The organism is Mycobacterium sp. NGS56, from assembly GCF_059812425.1.
Genome location: NZ_JCALCQ010000015.1, coordinates 1 through 23724, shown reverse-complemented (window position 1 = coordinate 23724; position 23724 = coordinate 1). Strand labels below are relative to the sequence as shown.

General features: G+C 65.3%; 7 protein-coding genes, 1 pseudogene and 1 riboswitch. Of the genes and pseudogenes, 1 reads left to right on the top strand and 7 read right to left on the bottom strand.

Annotated features, from left to right (window positions below):
* Positions 1-135 precede the first annotated feature (135 nt).
* The 5 genes from AC5Y4F_RS23955 to AC5Y4F_RS23935 form a co-directional block, all read right to left on the bottom strand.
* Complete coding sequence (locus tag AC5Y4F_RS23955) at positions 136-381, bottom strand: Rv1535 family protein (RefSeq protein ID WP_067933288.1); 246 nt, start codon at positions 379-381, stop codon at positions 136-138.
* Between the two features lie 288 nt (positions 382-669).
* A riboswitch (M-box (ykoK) riboswitch) is annotated at positions 670-855 on the bottom strand.
* A gap of 180 nt (positions 856-1035) precedes the next feature.
* Positions 1036-2160: an NAD(P)H-dependent flavin oxidoreductase gene (locus AC5Y4F_RS23950; protein ID WP_067933290.1), complete on the bottom strand. Its 1125-nt coding sequence runs from the start codon at positions 2158-2160 to the stop codon at positions 1036-1038.
* A gap of 46 nt (positions 2161-2206) precedes the next feature.
* Positions 2207-2773 (bottom strand): carboxymuconolactone decarboxylase family protein, encoded by a 567-nt coding sequence (locus AC5Y4F_RS23945; protein WP_499999064.1) that lies wholly within the window; start codon positions 2771-2773, stop codon positions 2207-2209.
* A gap of 63 nt (positions 2774-2836) precedes the next feature.
* Positions 2837-4558 carry an AMP-binding protein gene (locus AC5Y4F_RS23940; protein ID WP_067933298.1) on the bottom strand — a complete coding sequence of 574 codons (1722 nt, stop codon included), beginning with the start codon at positions 4556-4558 and terminating at the stop codon, positions 2837-2839.
* 116 nt (positions 4559-4674) lie between these two features.
* Positions 4675-6249 carry an MFS transporter gene (locus AC5Y4F_RS23935; RefSeq protein ID WP_082947546.1) on the bottom strand — a complete coding sequence of 525 codons (1575 nt, stop codon included), beginning with the start codon at positions 6247-6249 and terminating at the stop codon, positions 4675-4677.
* Between the two features lie 312 nt (positions 6250-6561).
* Here AC5Y4F_RS23935 and AC5Y4F_RS23930 point away from each other — a divergent pair, with 312 nt between their 5' ends.
* A complete protein-coding gene (locus AC5Y4F_RS23930; RefSeq protein WP_499999059.1) occupies positions 6562-7236 on the top strand; it encodes a methyltransferase family protein in 675 nt (224 codons plus the stop codon).
* Between the two features lie 31 nt (positions 7237-7267).
* Here AC5Y4F_RS23930 and AC5Y4F_RS23925 read toward each other — a convergent pair.
* A pseudogene (locus AC5Y4F_RS23925) lies at positions 7268-15352 on the bottom strand (amino acid adenylation domain-containing protein); the annotation flags it as partial.
* 14 nt (positions 15353-15366) lie between these two features.
* Positions 15367-23724 (bottom strand): amino acid adenylation domain-containing protein (locus AC5Y4F_RS23920; RefSeq protein ID WP_499999057.1); only part of this gene is annotated, 8358 nt, incomplete at its 5' end.

The window sequence follows — 23724 nt, the reverse complement described above, 5'->3', positions numbered from 1 at the left end:
CTACCCGTTCGGTTCTACTGAGCCGCCGACGGCTGTTCTTCCGAAGGCTCCCCGGTGATGGCCGGATCGACGCCAGTAAGACGATTCTACGAAGACCCGCAAATACGTTTCTCGACGCCTCTCACGGTTGGGCCGTCAGGCCCGCACTTCGAGGACACCAGCTCGCCACAGCGCGGCGTACACGTGACGCAGCGGAACGCTCAGCAGGCGAGCCGCGCCGTCCACCAGCGGGTCGCCACCGGCGCCGAATCGGGGGGTGTCGCCACGGCGGCGGTCCTTGGCCACCGGAGCGGGAGCCGGAAACGTATCGGTGTCGCGCACCACGGTCAGCATGCGGGCGGGCGCTACGGTCGTTACTTCGTCGTAGAAGGCTGCGGTCATTTTCGCTCCTAGAGGGAGATCCGACGGGGACTCATTGGACAGACGTATGTGTCCCGTCCCGTGGCGGTTCCGATCTCAAAACGCTTGGCCGAGAACGACTCAGCGTTGCGAACGACTCAACCGAGAAGGTCGCGCCGGAGACCGGATCGGGACGAGACACCGTTCGGACTTCGGTCCGGACTATCGCTTGAACTCATGTGTCCCTCACCTCCTCGCGGTCACGACGCATGCGCGGGTCGCATGCAATCTATGCGCAGCAGAGGAACAGAATCCGACGACCGTCGGAGATCCGCACCCCTCTCGTCAGAGCTTCGGCACCACACGACGTGTCCTGGCCCAGAAACACAATCCGAGCCGGAAGCCACCTGGGCTCAACCCTTAAGCCGGGAGGAGCTGTCCTGACCCGGGGCGTCTTTCGACGTTCGGGGTCAGTGGCCTGTATTCGTGTAGACGCCTCACCTAACGAGGTGCTTACCGGACCGATAATGCACGACGGGTATGACGCGGTCAAATCCCCCGATAGCGTGTCGGAAGATCTGTACGCATTCGCCAGGGGTGCCCACAGCATTCGGCCAGGCCCACCGGGTTGACCTGGGCGTTTGCCGTACCAGTGGGCAGGGAAACGTCAGTGCGGCGCGGCTGGTCCGCGGGGCATCACGTCTCGACCAGGCCGTCGAGGCGGCCGATGGTGTCGATGAACTCGTCGACCATGTCGAGCACGACAGAGCGCGTCGGGCGGACCCGATCCAGCGAGCCCACCACCTGTCCGACAAAGTAGGTAGCCAGCTCACGCGCCTTTGCGCCCTGATGGGCGGCGGCTTGGTTGATGCGCACCTGCGGCTCGGTGATCAGCGCGGTCTGCAACGGCATGCCCAGCGGATCCGGGTTTTCCGGCCGCTCCCACTCGTCGGTCCAGGCCGTGCGCAGCATCCGCGCCGGCTTGCCCGTCATCGAGCGCGACCGCACAGTGTCCGACGAGGTGGCGGCCAGGAACTTCTCCTTGACCACGGGCACCGTCTCGGCCTCTTCGGTGGTCAGCCACACCGAGCCGCACCACACGCCCTCGGCGCCCAGAGCCAGCGCCGCGGCGATCTGGCGGCCGCGGGCGATGCCGCCGGCGGCGAGGACGGGCACCGGCGCCACGGCATCGACGACCTCGGGCACCAAAACCATGGTTGCCACCTCGCCGGTATGACCGCCCGCCTCGGTGCCCTGCGCGACGATCAGGTCGACGCCGGCGGCGGCGTGGCGTTGCGCGTGCCGGGTGGTACCGGCCAGCGCGGCCACCACCACGTTCTGGTCGTGCGCCCGACGGACGAGGTCCGCCGGGGGCGGCCCGAGCGCGCTGGCGATCAGCCGGATGTTGTGGGAGAAGGCCACGTCGAGCAGCGGCTCGTACGCCTTGGGCGAGACGCTCAGACCGCCCAAGGAGCCGCGCGGTTCCTCGGCGGTCGCCGTGACGCCGTAGCGGGCCAGGAGGTCCTCGACGAACGCGCGATGCTCGTCGGGCAGCAGGGTGCGGGCCTTTGTGGTGTCGATGCCGCCCTGCTCGGCACCGACGTATTTGGGCGGCAGCAGTAGGTCGACCCCATAGGGTTTGCCCCCGGTCTGTTCCTCGATCCAGGTCAGCTCGCTCTGCAGCCGTCGGGGACTGTGCGCGGTCGCGCCCAGGACCCCGAAGCCGCCGGCGTTGGTCACAGCCGCCACCACGTCGCGGCAGTGGCTGAAGGCACAGATCGGGAATTCCACTCCGAGCATCTCGGCGACCCTGGTTCTCATTGCCCGACGCTAAGGAGCTACGGATTGATCTGTCAATCGATTGCGCCTACGCGGGCTGTCGACCGTCCGGCGGCCAACTGGACACGCCCTCTTCGAGCGGGACCCGGAGGCTATCCAAAATCGACGCAACCATTCGCCACGCGCCGATGGCGGTGACGAGCTCGATGAGAACCGTTGTGTCGCCCTCTAATTCACGCTCGCAGGCCACCCAGCTCTCGGCGCTCACCGCACCGTCGCGCACCACGTCGTCGGTCGCGGCCAGCACAGCGCGCTCGGTGGGACCGAACCCGGCGTGGGTTTGCCAGTCGCGGACCCCGAGCAGGTCGTCGGGGGCCACGCCCAGCCTCGACGCGACCCGCCAGTGCTGTGTCCATTCGTAGTCGCACGCGGTGAGCCAGCCGATTCGCATGATCACCAACTCGCGCAACCGCGGGTCGAGCGCACCATGCCAGAGCATGGTGGCGAGCAGATCGTTGATCGCGCGCGCCAGCGGCGGATGGTTGAGAAGCACTTGGAAGATATGGAGTTCGGCCATGTAGTTGGGCACGGCAGCTTCGTCGGCGGCGGCTTTGGCCTCACCGGGCGGCAGTCCCGGGACACGGGCTGTGGTCATGGTCTGAGCATCCCACGCGTTCGGCGCAAACGCCGCCGACGCTCCCAGACGCTGGGCCAATGCCTAAGCGTCCAAGCGGGCGAACTGATTCTGCCGGTACTGCTCGACGCAGGCCGCTCGCCTGACCTTGCCGCTGGTGGTGATGGGGATCGAACCGGGAGCTACCACAACGAGGTCGGCCACACCCAAACCATGTGAATTGGAGATCGCCGAGGCGACTTCGCGTTTGACGGCCAACAGCTTTTCCGCCGCGACCTCTGCGCTATCGCCGTTCTTCTTGAACTCGATTATCGCGACGAGCTTTTCGGTCTCCTTGTCGGGGACCGCGATCGCCACGCAGCGGCCCCGCGTGATCTCCTGGATGGTCGCCTCGATGTCGTCGGGAGAGTGGTTGCGCCCGTAGACGATCAAAAGATCCTTGATGCGGCCCATGACGAACATCTCGCCATCCGAAATGAAACCCAGATCACCGGTCCGCAGCCACGGCCCCTCGGGGGTGCCCACCGATGGACTGACAAGTTTCGCGCGGAACGTTTTCTGCGTTTCATCGGGTTTGCCCCAGTAACCCGTCGCGACGTTGTCGCCGTGCACCCAGATCTCCCCGGTCGTTCCGTCCGAGCACTCGGTGCTGGTCTCGGGATCGACGATCCGCACCGTCGGCGACTGCGGCAGCTCATAGCCGACCAGCGGGGTGCCGGCGCTGGCACAACGCTCCGCACGGCCGGCGGACAACGCATCGGAGTCAAAGCGAGCGATCCGTGGGGGCTGACCCGACGCGCTGGTCGCCACGTACACGGTTGCCTCGGCCAGCCCATACGAGGGACGAATGGCCCTGTGGTCCAGATTGAACTCGGCGAACCGCTCGGTGAAACGCCGCACCGTCGCCGCATGGATGCGTTCGCTGCCACTGATGAACGCCAGAACGTCGCCGAGATCAAGCCCGGCCATGTCGTCGTCCGTGGTTTTTCGTACCGCCAGTTCGTAGGCAAAGTTCGGTCCTGCCGTGGCGGCGCGCCTATGGGTTGCCATCAGTTGCATCCAGCGTGCGGGGCGTTGGAGGAAAGCCACCGGGCTCATGAGAACGGCGTGCACCCCGCCGAGGATCGGCTTGCAGATTCCGGCCATCAGGCCCATGTCGTGATAGAACGGCAGCCACGACACGACGGTCATGTCCATGCCGGTATCGGCGAAGTAGGCCTGCACCCACTGTTGGAAGTTGGCCAGCACGTTTTCATACGAGATCATGACGCCGGCGGGCCGGCGCGTCGATCCGGACGTGTATTGCAGGTAGGCGGTATCGGACCGAGCGCTGCCGCCGTCCGAGGCTGCGTGCGAGTCCAGGTCCAGGGCGTCGATCTCGATGACCGACGGACGGGAATCACCGTTGCGCGACTGGACATACTCGCCGACATTGCCGACGACGGAGGACGTGGTGAGGATGACCGACGGCGACGTGTCCTGCAGGACCGAGTCGACCCGTTCGTCGTGGACGCCGCCCGTGGGAGCCGAAAGCGGCACAGCGATGAGCCCGGCCTGTAATGCGCCGATAAATGCGGCGATGTAGTCGAGCCCCTGGGGTGCCAAGATCACCGCCCGGTCACCGCTGGATGCGCTGCGGCTGAGTTCGTGTGCGACATTCGAAGTTCTGCGATACAGCTGCGACCAGGTCAGGGTTTCGGGGACTCCGGCCCAATCCTGCTCGTAATCGATGAACGTGAACGCTGGGTCGTTGGGCTGCAAACTTGCACGCTCACGCAGCACATCCGGAATGGACGTCTCAAACACGTGCCTGAGATTACCGGGGCCCTCGCCGCTGGATGTTCGAATAGGGCAGATTGGGTTAGCTGTGGCTCACCCGCCACCCGCTCGCGTTCGCAGGCATAGGCGATGCGCAGCGGCAGCTAGAGCTCAGCGGCCATTTTCGCTTCTTGCGCGCGCGCCACCTCCTGCGCGTTGTAACCGATGAGCAGCGCCACCGCGGCCAGCAGGACGACCACCCCGGCAAGCCACAGCAAGCCATAGGTATAGCCACGGTCGAGCGCATACAGCTGGGCGGCGGTCATGGACTTCGCCGGGCCGCTGACGCCGCCCAGGGACAGCGTGTGGGAGGTGATGGCGGCCTGGATCACGGACAGCACCACCGGACCGCCCAGGCCCTGCAACACCACAGCGATCGCCGAGGTGGGCCCGATGCGGTCGGCGCCTACGCTGGCTATCACCGATAGCGAAAGCGGCACGACGATCAGGGCGACGCCCACACCGGCGACGACGATCGGCAGCGCCAGGTCGGGAAAGTATGGGACGCCACGGTGCAGCTTCGACGCGTACACCGCGCTGCCGAACATCAAGATGCTCCCGGCGATCACCACCAGCCGCGGCGGGAACGACGCCACCAGCCGCGAGGCCGCACCCAGCCCGACGGCCGCCGCCACGACGAACGGGATGAAGGCCAGGCCGGATTGAAGCGTGCTGTAGCCCATGATGTCCTGCACGTACACGGTGACCACGAGCATCAGCGACATGATCACCCCACCGGTCAAAAACAAGGCAGCGAACGTCGCCAGCCGATTGCGGTCGGCGAACAAGCTGAATGGCAGGACCGGGTTCTCCGCCCTGCGCTCGACCACGACGAATGCGGTGAAAGCCGCCAGAGCCACCACACCTGCCCCGATGGTGGAGCCCGACAGCACTCCCTCACCCGACTGCATCGAGAAGCCGAGGACCACCGCGGTGACGCCCAACGTGGCCAGCACAGCCCCGGTGGCGTCGAGCTTCATCCGCTCCTTCTGGGTTTCCCGAAGCGCAATGTGGGCCAGGTAGAGCGCCAGCAGCCCGATCGGAGCGGTCACGAAAACCGCCAGCCGCCAAGACACTTCGGTGATTATTCCGCCCACTACCAGGCCCAGCACCGAGCCGACGCTCCCCATCGCGGTGAATACCGCCATCGCGCCATTGCGTAGGCGGCCCTTCGGGAATGTCGTCGCGACCAGGGCCAAACACGTCGGCGCGAGGATCGCGATAGATACGCCTTTCAGCATCCGCGCCACAACGAGGCTGCCTTCATCCCACGCGATCGCGGACATCACCGACGCGACGGTGGAGAGCACCGTGCCGATGACGAAGGCGCGTTTGCGGCCGATCGTGTCACCGAGACGACCGCCCACCAATATCAATCCGTTGCAGGCCAACAGGGTGGCGAACACTACCCAATTTCGCCCAGCGCTCGACAGGTTCAGCTCATTCTGGATCCTGGGCAGCGCCACAATCCCGATCGTGAGCTCTATCGACGCCATCAGCTCCGCGCTGCCGAGCGCGATGATCGCGGCGATGAATCGTCCCCGAGACAGTCCGGCCGGCGGATACGCTTCCTGCGCAATAGCGTGGCAACTGTGGGCGGCGTCGAGGCCGCTGATCCTGCGAGTTATGTCGTCTAGCGAGATCGTGCCGGCTCTGGGCCGATGGGAACCCCCCGCCATAGCGGGCTAGGGTACAGCAAACGCGCAACGCGCAGACACCGTTCGGTAAATCGCCGCGCTCAACGCCTTTGCTGGTGAGGCCAGGCAACTGGCGGGCCAATCGCGAAGCCGGACGAGACGGCTTTGCGGCTTGGCCCGGCCACTCACCCTTTGCCCAATCGCGCACAACCTTTGGATAGCCGACGGTAGTGTCAGCCCTGCGCTGTTGTTGTGGCCGCTGACAATCGGCGGTGCGCTGGGAGCGGCGGCTTTTCGGCGCCGCGGTGTGCGCGCTGTTAGCGTGGTGCACCGGACGGAGGGTAGGGAAAATTTTTGAAGACCATTCCTAAGATGTTGGTATTCGGCCTGATTGAGCCGGGCATGTTTGGCTTGATCCTCTTTTTGTCGGCATTCACGCTGCATTACTGGCAAGCATGGGTGTTTCTCGCGGTGTATGCCGTTTCGGCATGGATTCCCAGCATCTACTTGTTGCGAACGAATCCCGTTGCGCTGCAGCGGCGAATGCGTGGGGGGCCAGCAGCGGAGTCGCGAACGGTCCAGAAGTTCGTGATGGGTGGCATATGGATGTCGCTGACGGCGACGCTGGTGGTCAGCGCCCTCGACCATCGCTTTGGGTGGTCGGCGGTACCCACGGCGGTCTGCTTGGTCGGTGATGTGCTGGTCGCCGCCGGACTTGGCGTGGTGATGTTGGTGGTGATTCAAAACAGCTATGCGGCCGCGACCGTGCGAGTGGAAGAAGGCCAGAAGCTCACCTCGACTGGTCTGTATGGGCTCGTGCGCCATCCGATGTACACCGGCAATGTGATCATGATGGTCGGCGTCCCCCTCGCGCTCGGTTCCTACTGGGGCCTCATCTTCGTCATACCGCACCTGATCGTGCTCGCCGTGCGAATCCGCGACGAGGAAAGACTTCTCGAGGAACAGTTGGATGGATACCGCGAGTACAGGCAGAAAGTTCGCTATCGCGTAGTGCCACTCATGTGGTAGCCGCCGTCCGGGGCCAGATTGGGCCTACGTCTTAGCGGTCGCCAGTATGGCTACCGTCGCGGACTTCGTTTACCGAACCGGCTTGACTGCCCAAGCGCCGGCTCAAAGCTCGCACCGACGGCGCCTCGAACAAGGTACGCAGCGAAACGCCGCCGTCGAATACCGCGTTGATTGCAGCAACCACCTTCAAAGCCGACAGCGAATCACCACCCAGGTCGAAGAACGACTCGTCGGCCCCGAAGCCGTCTACCCGCAGCACCGCGGTGTAAATGTCGGCCAGCATCTGCTCGACCACGGTCGCCGGCGCGCGATGACCATCACCGTTGTCGCGCCTGTCGGGTTCGGCCACCGTCGCGCTCGCCGACCGGGCACCCGCTACATGGTGGCCCCGGCCGTCCTCCAGTAGACCCGTCGACACCAACGGCCGCACCGGATCGGAGGCCATGGCCACCAGAATTCGCTGCAGTCGTTCGATTAGCGCCTCGATGCCGGCAATGCCGAACACGTCGCTGCGGAATTGAACGCGCAGGTCCAGTTCGCGGCCCGGGCCGGCCTGGACCGTCAGCGGATAGTGGTAGTAATCGCGGAAATCGGCGACGGTCAACTGCTGCTCGCCCCATGATGCCGTGGTGGCGTTCGGGTAGTTCTCGTACACGAAAACGGTGTCGAAGAGTTGTTGGTGACCGGTGATCCGGTGAATGTCGCTAAGCCCCAGGTGCTGGTGATCGAGGGTGTTGTTGTGCGCGCTCTGCAGCTGATCCAGCAGGTTTGCGGTGGTGGTCTCCGCCGTGATGTGGACCCGCACCGGCACCGTGTTGACCAACAGGCCCACTATCGACTCCGCGCCGGCCACTTCCGCCGGACGACCCGAAACCACCGTGCCGAACACCACGTCGCGCTGGCCGGTCATCCACATCAGCAGCTGCGCCCACGCGCCTTGCAGCAACGAGCCGACAGTTGTGTGGTGCGAACGCGCGAGCTCGTTGAGCGCCTGCGTGGTCTCCTCGGGGACCTTGAACGACGCAACGCCTCGCGGTCCCAACCCCAATCGATCGGGCGGGCCCACAAGTGTGGGTTCCTTGAAACCGGCGAGGACCTCACGCCAGGCCTCCTGCGCGGCGGCACTGTCCCGATCGGCCAGCCACGTACAAAACCTGCTAAACGCAACCGGCGCCGGTAGGCGCTGGCCGTGATAGCTGGCGAAGATCTCTCCCAGCAGGATCGGCATCGACCAGCCATCCAGCACGATGTGATGGTTGGTCAGCACAAACCGATGTTGGTCTGCCCCGGTGCGGACCAGAGCGGCGCGCACGGCCGGCTGGTCAGCCAAGTCGCATACCGCGGCGCGCTCGGTCGCACACACTCGCTGGACGTGCTCATCGACGTCGGCATCGCCCTCGAGCTCGACGCAGCGCCACGGCACGACGGGATCAGCCGGGATGATCTGGACGGGTTGGTCGAACTGTTCGCTGAATCGGGCCGCTAGGTTCGGATGCCGGGTGACGACCGCGTGTACCGCCTGGCGTAACCGGCTGCGGTCGAGCGGGCCGGTCACCGAGACGTCGAGTTGCACTGCGTACACATCGTCGTCGCTGTCCTGAGCCGCTCTGGCATGAAAGAGCAGTCCGCGTTGCAGCGGCGTCAGGGGCAGAACGTCAGCGATACGGTATTGCGCCTGCAGCGTGTCGATCTGCTGCTGAGTCAGTCGGGCAGACGGGATGTCGGAAGGTGTCAGCCCGCCCCCGCCGCGGCTCACATGGGCGCAGATACCGGTCAAAGCGTCGAACCACAACTGGCCGAGGCGGCTGATTTGTTCGCGATCCAATGCGGAGGGCGCCCACGTCCAATTCGCGTGCAGGCGCGGGCCAACGTCGGTTTCTTCGGTGGCGGCATTGAGCTCCAGCGCGTGCGGCAACGCCATGGGCACCGCCACAGCCGCCCGAGTCAATGACAGACCGTCGTGACTGATTTGCCACAGATCAGTCGAATCCCCACCCACGGCACCGCCTAGGCGCCCCAGATAATTGAAGCCGATCGGCGGGTCGGACCCGACCAGGCCGACATCGGTGTTCAGGTAACGCAGCAGCCCGTAGCTCAGGGGGTCGGGGAGGGCGCGCAACTGTTCTTTGGCACTCTTGATCACCGCTCCCAGTGCAGCCTCGCCCGCCACCACCTGCGCCCACGGCAAGTCGTCGACTGCGAGGGACACCGGGTAGATGGCCGTGAACCACCCGACGGTCCGCGACAGGTCCACATCCGGCATCAGTTCTTCGTGACGACCGTGGCCTTCCACGTCGATGCCGATCGGCGCGGCTCGGGTTCCCACAAACTCCGCCAACGCCAATGCGAACGCAATCAACAAAATGTCTTGCACCCCGGCATGAAATGCCTTGGGCACTTCGCCAAGCAGCATGCCGGAAGTCCGTACATCGAGTTCCATCGATAGGTGTCCAGCGGTGACGAAGGTATCGACCGTAGGTTGGGAAGACGGCAACGCGGCCGGGGTCGCCAATACTTGCTGCCACGCCCCGGCCGCGTCGACTGTGCGAGGGTGGCGCGAGTGCGCGGCGAGCATTGCCGACCACCGGGCAAACGACGTCCCGGTCGCCGGGAGATCTATCGGCTGCCCGCTGTGATGCTGTGCCCAAGCGATATTGAGGTCCTCCAGCAATATCCGCCACGACACCCCATCGACGGCCAGATGGTGAATGATCAACGCCAGCTGGCCGGTGCGCGTCGCCCATAGCGCGCTGAGCATCGCTCCGGCTCCGGGGTCCAACCGGGAGCGCGCCGCGAGCAACGCCTCCTCCGACAACTCGTCCACTGATTGCAGGCACCTACGGGCATCGACCGAACTGGGGTCGGGCACCTTTGGCGACCATACGCCTGCGCCGTCGTCGACACGCAGCCGCAACATGGCGTGCCTATCGAGCAAGGCCTGCAACACCACCAACACGTCGGCTTCGGTCACACGCGATGGAGCCTGCACCACCACGGTCTGGTTGAACTGATCGACAGCGCCGTCCAGTCGCTGCAGCCAGTGCATGATCGGGGTGGCTATCACGGGCCCGAGGCCCTCATCGACCGTCCTGTCAACGTCGTCGACCACCGTGGCCACCCGCGCCAGACCAGCCACGGTCTGCTCGACGAAAATGTCGCGCGGTCGGCACAACACACCGGCTGCCCGGGCCCGCGCCACCACCTGCATCGACAAAATGCTGTCTCCGCCCAGCCCGAAGAACGAGTCGTCGACGCCGACCCGTTCCAGCCCCAGGATTTCGGCGTAGATGTCGGCCAGGATTTCTTCTATGGCGGTCGCCGGCGCCCGGTAATGGTCCCCATCTTGGTACTCCGGCTCTGGGAGGGCCCGGATATCCAGTTTGCCGTTCGAAGTCAAAGGTAGGGCGTCGACCGCGACTACCGCGGCCGGGACCATGTACGCCGGGAGCCGCTCGGCCAGCTGTGCGCGCAGCCCGGCGGGATCTACGGTACCGGTGGCGTAGCCCACCAGCCGCTTGTCGCCGGGTCGATCCTCGCGCGCGATGACTACCGCCTGCTGCACGCCGTCCAGCCCGGACATTGCCGCCGTTATGTCACCCAACTCGATGCGATAGCCGCGGATCTTGACCTGATCATCGGAACGCCCCAGGTATCGCAACTGGCCGTCGGCCCCCCACGACACGACATCCCCGGTGCGGTACATCCGGATTCCGGGCGCTCCCGCGCCGCCGAACGGACACGCCACGAATCGCGACGCGGTCAGTCCCGCCCGGCCGACGTACCCCTGGGCGAGCCCCGCGCCGGCAACATACAACTCGCCGACCACACCGGCCGGCACCGGTCGCAGCCAATCGTCCAACACAAAAAAACCGAGGTGGGCCAGCGGTACTCCGATAGGACTGGCGGCGCTGGCCGCGTCGGTGTCGACGATCTCCCGAAATGACGCATGCACCGTCGTCTCGGTTATGCCGTACATGTTGATCAGGCGGGGCGATCCCGGATGGCGGTCCAACCAGGGCCCAAGCCGCGGGGGTTCCAGCGCCTCACCGCCGAATACCACCGTCTCGAGCTTGAGCTGATCCCCCAACTCCGGTGCGTGCGCGTCGGCCGCTTGCAGCGCATAAAACGCCGAAGGCGTCTGGCTTAACACGCTGACCTGTTCACGGACCAGCAACGCGTGCAACTCCTCCGAGGACCGGACGACGGATTCGGGCACAATCACCAGCCGGCCACCATGCAGCAGCGCACCCCACATCTCCCACACCGAGAAATCGAAGGCCAATGAATGGCACTGGGACCACACCTGCCCGGTCAATTCGAGGTCAGCGTTCAGCGACTCCAATAGTTGAGTCACGTTCCGATGGGTGACCGCCACCCCTTTGGGGACGCCGGTTGTGCCCGAGGTGTAGATCAGGTAGGCAACATCATCGGCGGCCGGCGCCGGCAACGCGGTGCTGGGCTGGGTATCGATCCGCGCGTCATTAACGTCGATGACCGGCAGGTCATGTTTGTGCAGCCGCTCGGCCAACCCGCTGGTGGTGACCGCCACGACCGGCTTCGCATCTCCGAGCATGAACTCGGCTCTGGTGTTCGGCATCGCCGCATCGATCGGTAGGTAGGCCGCTCCGGTCTTGAGCACCGCCAAGATCGCCACGATCGCCTCGGCCGACCGGGAAAACAGCAACGCCACCCGCTGACCCGGCCCGGCACCATGACCGGCTAACAGGTGCGCCAACCGGTTCGCGGCCTCATCCAGCTCGCGGTATGTCAGCGACTGGCCCTCAAAACTAACCGCCACCGCCTCTGGAGCCCGCGCGACCTGCGCAGCAAACAACGCCGGAATCGACACCGCCGAAACCGCGCGCCGGCCCAGCGCAGCCCGATTACCCCACCCTGCCAGTTGGGCAAGCTCACCAGCATCGAGCACATCCACCGTCGAAAGTCGCCGGGTCGGGTCGGCGGTCATCGCCAGCACAACCCGCTGCAACCGCTTGATCAACACCTCAATGCTGGCCGCATCGAACACGTCGGTGCGAAACTCCACCTGCCCGCTGATCCCGGCAGGATCACCGGCCTCGGTCCAACGCTCGGCCAACGACAACGTCAAATCCATACGCGCGGTGTGGGTATCCGCCGCTAACGGCGTAACCGCCAAATCTCCCAAGGTCACCCCGCCGGCCGGATCGCGGTCCTGCCAGTTCTGCCAGGCCAACATCACCTGAACCAGCGGATGATGCGTCAACGATCGCGCCGGATTCAGGCGCTCCACCAGCACCTCAAACGGCACATCCTGATGCTCGTAGGCAGCCAGACTGCGCTGACGCACCTGAGCCAGCACCTCAGCAACGGTGGGATCCCCCGCAACATCGACCCGCAGCACCAAGGTATTGACGAAAAAACCCACCAACTCGTCTAGCGCGGCATCACGCCGCCCAGCGATCGGGAAACCCACCGCCACGTCAGCGCTCGCGCTGAGTTTCGCCAACAACACCGCCAACGCGGCCTGCACCACCATGAAACTGGTCGCATTGTGCTCACCGGCCATCTGGCGGATCAAATGCTGCAATTCCGCGGGCCACTCCACCGCCATGGTGACCCCGCGGTAGTCGGCGACCGGCGGATACGGCCGATCGGTAGGCAACTGCAGCCGCTCGGGCATCCCAGCCAGCACGTCTTCCCAGTAGGCCAGCTGTGCGCCGATGCGGCTGCCGCTGTCGTCGAGCTCGCCGAACTGCGCACGCTGCCACAGCGTGTAATCGACATACTGCACCGCCAACGGCGCCCAGTCAGGAGCCTGCCCCATCGACCGGCCGGCATACGCCACACCCAAATCCCGCACCAGCGGAGTCACCGACAACCCATCCGCAGCGATATGGTGCACCACAGTCACCAGCACATGCTCATCCTCGGCAACCCGGAAAAGCTGCGCCCGCAATGGGATCTCACTGGCCAGATCGAACGCATAGCACGCCGCGGCGCCGATCGCCCCCTCCAACCGGGCGGCCGACCAGCCGGTGGCATCCACAACCTGCCAACCGAAATCGATTCGCACAGGGTCCGTAACCACCAGCTGTTGGGGAATGCCATCGAGCGCGACGAACAGGGTGCGCAGGCTTTCATGGCGGTCCACCACGTCAGCCAGTGCCGCACCCAACGCCTCGTCGTCCAGCGATCCGCGCAGCCGCAACGCCACCGCCATGTTGTAGACCGGTGACGGCCCATGCAGCTGATCCAGGAACCACAACCGGTTCTGGGCAAAGGAGAGTGGAACCACCGCCGGCCGCTCACCGGCCACCAACGGCTCCAACCCCCCACCACCAGCACCGATACGGGTCGCCAACCGTGCGACCGTGGGCGCCTCGAACAAAGCGCGCACCGCGAGTTCGGAATCCAAAGCGGTGTTGACCGCGGCGATGACGCGCATCGCCGTTAACGAATCCCCACCCAGATCGAAGAACGATTCATCCGCGCCAACCCGCTCGAGTCCGAGCACTTGGGCATAGATGCCGGCCAGGATGTCCTCGACGGGGCTGGATGGGGCGCGGTAGTGATCCGAGTCCTGGTAAGCCGGTGCCGGCAGGGCGCGTGTATCGAGCTTGCCGTTGGAAGTCAACGGCAACGCGTCGAGCACGATCACCGCGGCCGGGACCATGTAGGCGGGCAGGCGCTCTGCCAGCGCAGCGCGAATCTCGTCCGAATCGGCGGTTCCAGTGACATAACCGACCAGGCGCTTGTCACCCGGGCGGTCTTCGCGTGCGATCACCGCCGCCTGGCGCACGCCGTCCAGCCCGGCCAGCGCCGCGCGCACTTCCCCGACTTCGATGCGATACCCGCGGATCTTGACCTGCTCATCGACACGACCGAGATACTGCAATTGCCCATCAGAGCGCCACCGCACTCGATCCCCGGTGCGATACATGCGTATACCCGGCGCTGCCGCTCCGCCGAACGGACACGCCACAAACCGGGACGCCGTCAGAGCCGACCGGCCGACATAACCACATCCGACACCGGCACCGGCCACATAGAGCTCCCCGACAACGCCGATCGGCGCCGGCCGCAGCGACCCATCAAGCACGAACAACGCGGCCCCGGGTACCGGCGAGCCGATCGGCACCACTCCCGGCCCCGGAGTCAGCGGGGCGCTGATCGCCACACACATCGTGGTCTCGGTCGGGCCGTAAGCGTTAATCAGCACCCGTCCCGGCGCCCACCGCTCCACCACCTCGGGCGGACATGCCTCGCCGGCCATCACCAACGCCGTTGACTTCAATCTCTCCGGGGAGAGCGTTCCTACGGCCGACGGAGTCTGCGTGAACACGCTGACCTGCTCAGCAGCCAACAACTCCTGAAAGTCTTCCGGTGAACTCACTACAGACTCAGGCACCACCACTGAGCGCCCGCCGCGCAGTAACGCACCCAATATCTCCCACGCCGAAACATCGAACGCCAGCGAATGACACAACGGCCAAACCCCCTGCGCCGGCAGGCCCGCGTCCAGAGAACTCAGCAGGCTGGTCACGTTCTGGTGGGTGATGGCGACGCCTTTCGGGATACCGGTAGTACCCGAGGTGTAGATCAGGTAAGCGATGTCGTCTGGCGCCGGCGCCGGTAATGCGGTGCTGGGTTGAAGATCGGCCGGTGCGTCGTTTATGTCGATGACCGGCAGGCCGAATCCGTCCAGCCGTGACCGTAGGTCGGTCGTGGTGATGGCGGCGATCGGAGCAGCGTCTTGAATGACGAACTCAACCCGTGCCGCCGGCACCATCGGGTCAATGGGCACATACGCCGCGCCGGTCTTCAAAACCGCCAGAATCGAAACGACCGCTTCAGCCGACCGGGAAAACAGCAGCGCCACATTCTGTCCCGGACCCACGCCGAAACCCAGCAGCAGATGTGCCAACCGGTTAGTGGCCTCGTCAAGCTCGCGGTAGGTCATGGACCCACCCTGGAATGACAGCGCGACTGACTCCGGGGCGCTGTCCACATGTGCGGCAAACATTTCCGGGATAGACGACGCGGCGGTCGGGGGTTGGCTGAGCACCGAGCGGTTGCCCCACCGGGCCAACTGAGCTTGCTCATCTTCGTCGAGCAGATCGATTGACGACAATCGCTGCTTCGGACGGCCGGTCACGACTCCTCTTCCAGATCGGCCGTAATTGCCACCACTACCCGGCGCAACCGCTCGGTCAGCGCCTCCACGGTTTCCGTGTCGAAGATGTCGGTCCGAAATTCCACTTCCCCGCCGATCCCGGCGGGCTCACCAGCATCGGTCCAGCGCTCAATGAGCGAGAAAACCAGATCCATACGGGCGGTGTGGGTTTCGAGGGGCATATGGGTGACCCGCAGATCACCCAGGGTCAATGCGGCGGCGAGGTTATTGTCCTGCCCGACGAGATTCTGCCAAGTCAACGCCACTTGTACCAACGGGTGATGGGCGAGGTTTCGCGACGGATTGAGCCGCTCAACAAGCACATCGAAAGGCACATCCTGATGCTCGTAGGCGGCCAGGCTGCGCTCTCGCACCTGGTCGAGCAACTCGGCGACAGTGGGGTCACCGGCGACGTCAACCCGCAGCACCAAGGTATTGACGAAGAACCCGACCAGTTCGTTGAGGGCGGGATCGGGGCGTCCGGCGATGGGGAAACCTATCGCCACATCGCTACTCCCGCTCATCCTGGACAGCAGCACCGCCAAGGCCGCCTGGACAACCATGAAACTGGTCGCCTTATGCTCTCGGGCCACCCTGCGCACCCGCGCCTGCAGGTCGGCGGGCCAGTCCACGAGCACAGTGGCACCCCGCTGATCGGCGACCGCCGGGTAGGGCCGATCGGTGGGTAGCTGCAGCTGCTCGGGCATCCCGGCCAGGGCATCCTGCCAGTAGCTCAGCTGTGCGGCGATGCGACTGTTCCTATCGGCCAGATCGCCCAGCCGCGCGCGCTGCCACAGCGTGTAATCGACGTACTGAACCGGCAACGGCGACCAATCAGGAGCCCTATCCACACACCGATCGGCGTAGGCCACACCCAGATCACGCACCAGCACGTTCACCGACCACCCGTCGGAGGCGATATGGTGCAGCACGGCCACCAGCACATGTTCATCGTCGGTGACCCGGAAAAGGGTTGCCCGCAACGGGATTTCGGTCGTCAGATCAAAGGTGTGACGGGCTGCCGCGCCGACGGCCTCCTCAAGCCGCGCCGCCGACCATTCGCTGGCATCTATGATCTGCCAACCGAAATCGATCCGCTCAACCGGCAGTATCACCTGCTGAGGGATCCCGTCGGCCGCCACAAACAGCGTCCGCAGACTCTCGTGACGGCCCACCACGTCGGCCAGTGCCTCACCCAACGCCTCGGCTTCCAATCGCCCACCGAGCCGCAACGCCACCGCCATGTTGTAGATCGGCGACGGCCCCTGCAACTGCTCCAGGAACCACAACCGGGATTGGGCAAACGACAGCGGCACCACCGCGGGCCGCTCACCGGCTACCAACGGCTCCAGCCCATCGTCATCGCTACCAATACGGGGTGCCAGCTGGGCGACCGTGGGCGCCTCGAACAACGCGCGCACCGAGACGCCGGCATCCAACGACTGGTTCACCGAGGCGATCACCCGCATCGCCAACAACGAATCACCACCCAGGTCGAAGAACGATTCGTCGACGCCGACGCGCTCCAACCCGAGCACCTGAGCAAAGATACCCGCAAGAATGTCCTCGACAGCGCTGGCGGGGGCCCGATAACCTCCCGCATCTTGATATTCCGGTTCCGGCAGGGCCCGCTTGTCGAGCTTGCCGTTGACCGTCAGCGGTATTGCGTCGACCGCGACTATCGCGGCCGGGACCATGTAGGCCGGAAGCCGCTCCGCCAGCTGCACCCGTAGCCCGGCGGGGTCTGCTGTACCGGTGACGTAGCCCACCAGCCGCTTGTCGCCGGGTCGATCCTCGCGCGCGATGACTACCGCCTGCTGCACCCCGTCCAAATCGGTCAGCGCGGCTTGGACTTCACCGAGCTCGATGCGATAGCCGCGGATCTTAACCTGGTCATCGGAACGCCCAACGTACTGCAACTGCCCGTCGGGGCCCCATGACACGAGATCCCCGGTGCGATACATCCGTGCTCCGGGCACCCCGGGGCCGCCGAACGGACACGCCACAAACCGCGATGCCGTCAAACCGGCCCGGCGCACGTAGCCGTACCCCGCCCCCGAACCGGCCACATACAACTCGCCGACCACACCGGGCGGTACCGGACGCAGCCAGCGGTCCAGCACGAAGAAGGAAAGGTGCGCCAACGGCGCCCCGACCGGGCTCGCACTTTTAACGGTGTCGCTGTCGACGATCTCGCGAAACGAGGCGTGCACCGTCGTCTCGGTGGTGCCGTACATATTGATCAACCGGGGTACTCCCGGGTGGCGGTCCAGCCACGGCGCAAGGCGTTGTGGTTCCAGGGCTTCACCAGCGAATATCACGGTCTCGAGCTTGAGCTGATCCCCCAACTCAGGTGCGTGCACGTCGGCGGCTTGCAGCGCATAGAACGCCGAGGGGGTCTGGCTCAACATGCTGACCTGTTCACGTACCAGCAGCGCGTGGAAATCTTCGGACGAGCGAGCCAACGACTCGGGCACTATCACCAGTCGCCCACCATGCAGCAGCGCGCCCCAGATCTCACACACCGAGACGTCGAAGGCCAGGGAATGCCACTGGGACCATACCTGCCCGGCTAGCTCCAGGCTGTCGTCCATGGACTCCAACAGCTGGATCACGTTGTGGTGGGTGATCGCGACGCCCTTGGGGATCCCGGTGGTGCCCGAGGTGTAGATCAGGTAGGCAACATCGTCGGCGGCCGGTCCGGGCGAGGCAATGCTGGGTTGGCTTTCGATCCGCGGGTCGTCGACATCGATGACCAGGAGGCCATGACTATTCAGCCGGTCGACCAGTGCACTGGTGGTGACCGCAGCGATCGGCTTCGCATCACCGAGCACGAACTCAGCCCGCGCTGCCGGCACCGCCGGGTCGATCGGCACGTACGCCGCCCCGGTCTTGAGCACCGCGAGGATGGCCACGATCGCCTCGGTCGAGCGAGACAACAGCAACGCCACCCGCTGACCCGGTCCCGCACCATGGCCGGCCAACAGATGCGCCAACCGGTTGGCGGCCGCATCGAGCTCGCGATAACTCATCGAGCCGCCGTCGAACGTCAGCGCCACCGCATCCGGCGCCCGGGCCACCTGCGCGGCGAACACCGCCGGAATCGACAGCCCCAAGGGCGTGGGATGAGCCAACGCCGCCCGATTCCCCCAACCCTCCAACTGGGCAAGTTCACCAGCGCCCAACACATCGACCGAGGACAGCCGCCGCGCCGGATCGACGGTCATCGCCAGCACCAGCCGCTGCAACCGCCCGATCAACACCTCAATGGTGGCCGCATCGAACACATCGGTGCGAAACTCCACCTCCCCACCAATCCCGGCGGGCTCACCGGCATCGGTCCAACGCTCAGCCAACGACCACGTCAAATCCATACGCGCAGTGTGGGTATCGGCCCGCATCGGCGTGACTTGCATGTCGCCCAACATCGTCCCGGCGGCATCGGCGTCCTGCCAGTTCTGCCACGCCAACATCACCTGAACCAACGGATGATGCGTCAACGACCGCGCCGGATTAAGCCGCTCCACCAGCACCTCAAACGGCACATCCTGATGCTCGTAGGCAGCCAGACTGCGCTGACGCACCTGAGCCAGCAAGTCCGCAACGGTCGGATCGGCGGCCAAATCCACCCGCAACACCAACGTGTTGACGAAAAATCCCACCAACTCATCCAGCGCAGGATCACGCCGCCCAGCTATCGGGAATCCAACCGCCACATCAACGCTGCTACTGAGCTTCGACAACAACACCGCCAACGCGGCCTGCACCACCATGAAACTGGTCGCATTGTGCTCACCGGCCACCTGACGCACGCGAGCCTGCAACTCAGCCGGCCACTCCACGGCCACCGTGGCGCCGCGATAATCCGCCACCGGCGGATAGGGCCGATCGGTCGGCAACTGCACCCGCTCGGGCATCCCGGCCAACACATCTTCCCAATAGGCCAACTGCCCAGCGATACGGCTGTCGCTGTCGTCGAGCTCGCCGAACTGCGCGCGCTGCCACAGCGTGTAGTCGACATACTGCACCGCCAACGGCGCCCAATCAGGAGCCTGCCCCACCGACCGGCCGGCATACGCCACGCCCAAATCCCGCATCAGCGGGCCTACCGAGGCGCCATCGGCAGCGATGTGGTGCACCACTGCCACCAGCACGTGTTCGTCCTCGGCAAGCCTGAAAAGCTGCGCTTGCAATGGGATCTCACTGGCCAGATCGAACGCATAACGCGCCGCGGCGCCGATCGCCTCCTCCAACCGGTCAACCGACCAACCGACGGCATCCACAACCTGCCAACCGAAATCGGCCCGGTCAGTCGGAATGACTACCTGCTGAGCCGTTCCCTCCAAGGCGGCGAACAGGGTGCGCAGGCTCTCGTGTCGATCCACCACATCGGCCAGCGCTGAACCCAACGCCTCGGCGTCCAGCGGTCCGCGCAGCCGCAACGCCACCGCCATGTTGTAGACCGGTGACGGGCCATGCAGCTGATCCAGGAACCACAACCGGTTCTGGGCAAACGACAGCGGAATTACCGCCGGCCGCTCGCCGGCCACCAATGGCTCCAGCCCACCACCACCAGCACCGACGCGGGGCGCCAATTGGGCGACCGTGGGCGCCTCGAACAGGGTGCGTACCGCCAGGCCGGCGCGCAAGGCCTTGTTCGCTGCGGCGATGACCCGCATGGCCGACAGCGAGTCCCCACCCAGATCAAAGAATGAGTCGTCGACGCCCACCCGATCGAGCCCCAACACTTGGGCATAAATGCCGGCCAGAATTTCTTCGACTGCGCCGGATGGCGCGCGGTAGTGCTGGCCGTCCTGATAGTCCGGCGCCGGCAAGGCACGGACGTCGAGTTTGCCATTGGCGGTCAACGGCAAAGCGTCGATCGTCAACACCGCGGCGGGCACCATATACGGCGGTAACCGATCCGAAAGTTGTTCGCGCAGCATGCTCGGGTCCGCGGTCCCGGTGATGTAACCCACCAGACGCTTGTCGCCGGGACGGTCCTCGCGCGCAATCACCGCCGCGTCATCCACCCCGTCCAGCCCGGCCAGCGCCGTCCGCACATCACCAAGCTCGATGCGATACCCGCGGATCTTGACCTGCTCATCGGCGCGACCCAGATACTCCAACTGCCCGTCTGCGCTCCAGCGCACCAAGTCCCCGGTGCGATACATCCGCACACCGACGCCGCCGAACGGACATGCCACAAACCGCGACGCCGTCAACCCCGCCCGACGCACATAGCCATAGCTCACGCCACGACCTGCCGCATACAACTCACCGACCACACCGACGGGCACCGGACGCAACCATTGGTCCAAAACAAACAAGGCCGCCCCGGGCACCGGCGAACCAATCGGCGGCACTCCCGACCCCGCCCTCAACGGGGCACTGAACGTCAAAACCATCGTCGTCTCGGTAGGACCGTAGGCATTGAGCATCACCCGTCCCGGAGCCCAGCGGTCCACCACCTCGGCCGGACACGCCTCACCGGCGACAGCCAATGTCATCTGATCCAAACCCTGCGGCGACAACGTCGCCACCGCAGACGGGGTCCACGCAAGAAAACTGGTTCGTTCCTCGACCAACAAGGAGTGGAAGTCTTCGGGGGCCGCCGCCACCGATTCTGGCACCACCAGCACCCGCCCGCCGTGCAGTAGCGGACCCCACACCTCCCAGACCGAGGTGTCAAAACCATAGGAATTGCACTGGGTCCAGGTCCCCGGCGGCACATAAGCGTCCGTCTCAGTCAGGAGCTGGGTCACGTTGCCATGGGTGACGGCCACCCCTTTGGGCAGGCCGGTAGTACCCGAGGTGTAAATCACGTAGGCGATGTCATCCACAGCGGGCTCGGGCAACGCCGTGCTGGGTTGAGCATCGACGACGGGGTCGTTCACATCGATGACCGGCAGCCCGTGCCGCTCGAGCCGGGAGCGTAGGTCGGCGCCGGTAACGGCGACGACAGGGCCAGCATCGGCCAGCATGAAACTGATCCGCTCGTCGGGATGCCCAGGGTCGATCGGCACATAGGCCGCCCCGGTCTTGAGCACCGCGGCAATGGAAACGATCGCCTCGGCCGACCGGGAAAACAGCAGGGCCACCGACTCATCGGGTCCAGCACCCTGAGCCGCCAGCAAATGCGCCAACCGGTTAGCGGCCTCATCGAGCTCGCGATAGGTCATGGAGCGGCCGTCGAACGTGAGCGCCACCGCATCCGGGGTGCGCGCCACCTGCGCGGCAAACGCCCCCGGGATCGACACCGGCGACGTTGCCGGCCGGTCTAACGCGTCCCGATTGCCTAGGTCAAACAGCTGAGCCTCTTCGGCAAAATCGAGCAGATCGATCGAGGACAATCGCCGTTTCGAGTCGGTGGTCAGTGCGACGAGCACCCGCCGCAACCGCTCGATCAGCCTCTCGATGCTCGCTGCATCGAAAATATCGGTGCGGAACTCCACCTCCCCGCCGATCCCGGCCGGCTCACCCGCATCGGTCCACCGTTCGGCGAGCGAAAACGCGAGATCCATGCGAGCAGTGCGGGTCTCCGCCGGCAGCGGAGTGACCTGCAAATCGCCTAGTTTCAATTTCGCGGGCTGCTGGTTCTGCCAGGCCAACAACACCTGGACCAGTGGGTGATGGGCGCGGCTCCGGGCCGGGTTGAGGCGCTCCACCAGCACCTCGAAGGGCACATCTTGATGCTCATAGGCGGCGAGACTGCGCCCTCGCACCTGGGCCAGCAAGTCGGCAACAGTGGGATCACCGGCCAGGTCAACCCGCAGGACCAAGGTGTTGACGAAAGACCCGACCAGCTCATCCAGTGCGGCATCGCGGCGTCCCGCAATGGGAAATCCGACCGCTACATCGGTGCTGGCGGCGAGCGTGGACAGCAACACCGCCAGGCCGGCCTGGACCACCATGAAGCTGGTCGCGTTGTGCTCACGCGCCAATTCCCGCACCCTCGATTGCAGCTCGGCGGGCCAGTTCACCGCCACGGTGGCGCCGTCGTAACCCCCAACCGGGGGGTAGGGCCGGTCGGTGGGAAGCTGCAGCTGTTCTGGCATTCCGGCCAGGGCGTCTTTCCAGTAGGCCAGCTGGATGCTGACGCGGCTGTCCACGTCTTCTAGCTCACCTAGCTGCGCGCGTTGCCACAGCGTGTAGTCGACGTACTGGACCGGCAATGGCGACCAATCAGGAGCCTGCCCGACGCTGCGGCTGGCATACGCCACACCAAGCTGGCGTACCAGCGGGGCCACCGACCAGCCGTCGGCGGCGATGTGGTGCACCGCGGCCGCCAGCACATGCTCGTCGTCGGCAACTCGGAAAAGCCTTGCCTGCAAAGGGATTTCGGTCGCCAAGTCAAACTTGTGGCGGGCCACGGCGCCGACGGCCTCGCGTAGCCGGTCTGTAGACCACCCGCTGGCATCAATGACCTGCCAACCGAAATCGCTCCGCTCAGCCGGCAGTATGACCTGCTGGGCGATGCCGTCTGCCGCCACAAACAGCGTCCGCAGACTTTCATGGCGGGCCACCACATCGGCCAGTGCCGAGCCCAACGCCTCAGGATTCAAGGGCCCATCGAGCCGCAATGCCATCGCCATGTTGTAAACGGCCGACGGCCCCTGCAACTGATCCAAGAACCACAACCTGGATTGGGCAAACGACAGCGGAACCACCGCCGGCCGCTCGCCGGCCACCAACGGCTCCAGCCCATTCCCGCCTCCGCCGATATGGGGCACCAATTGAGCGACCGTCGGCGCCTCGAACAAAGCACGGACCGAAACCCCGGCGCGCAGCGACTTGTTGATCGAGGCGACCGCCCGCATCGCCAACAACGAATCTCCACCGAGGTCGAAGAAGGACTCCTCGACGCCCACCCGCTCCAAACCGAGCACCTGCGCATAAATGCTGGCCACGATCTCTTCGGTGGGGGTGCTCGGAGCCCGATAGCCAGCCCCATCCTGGTACTCCGGCGCCGGAAGGCTTCGCTTGTCAAGCTTGCCGTTGACGGTCAAGGGCAAGGCTTCCAACACGACCACCGCGCTGGGCACCATATACGGCGGCAGCTGCTGAGCCAGTGCGGTCCGCGCGGTGCTTGGGTCGATAGTCCCGGTCACATAACCCACCAGACGTTTGTCGCCGGGGCGATCCTCGCGCGCGATCACTACCGCCTGCTGCACCCGGTCCAAACCGGACAGTGCGGCTTGGACTTCACCGAGCTCGATGCGATAGCCGCGGATCTTGACCTGGTCATCGGCGCGGCCCAGATACTCCAGCTGTCCGTCAGCGCTCCACCGCACCAGATCCCCGGTGCGATACATCCGTGCTCCGGGCGCCTCGGC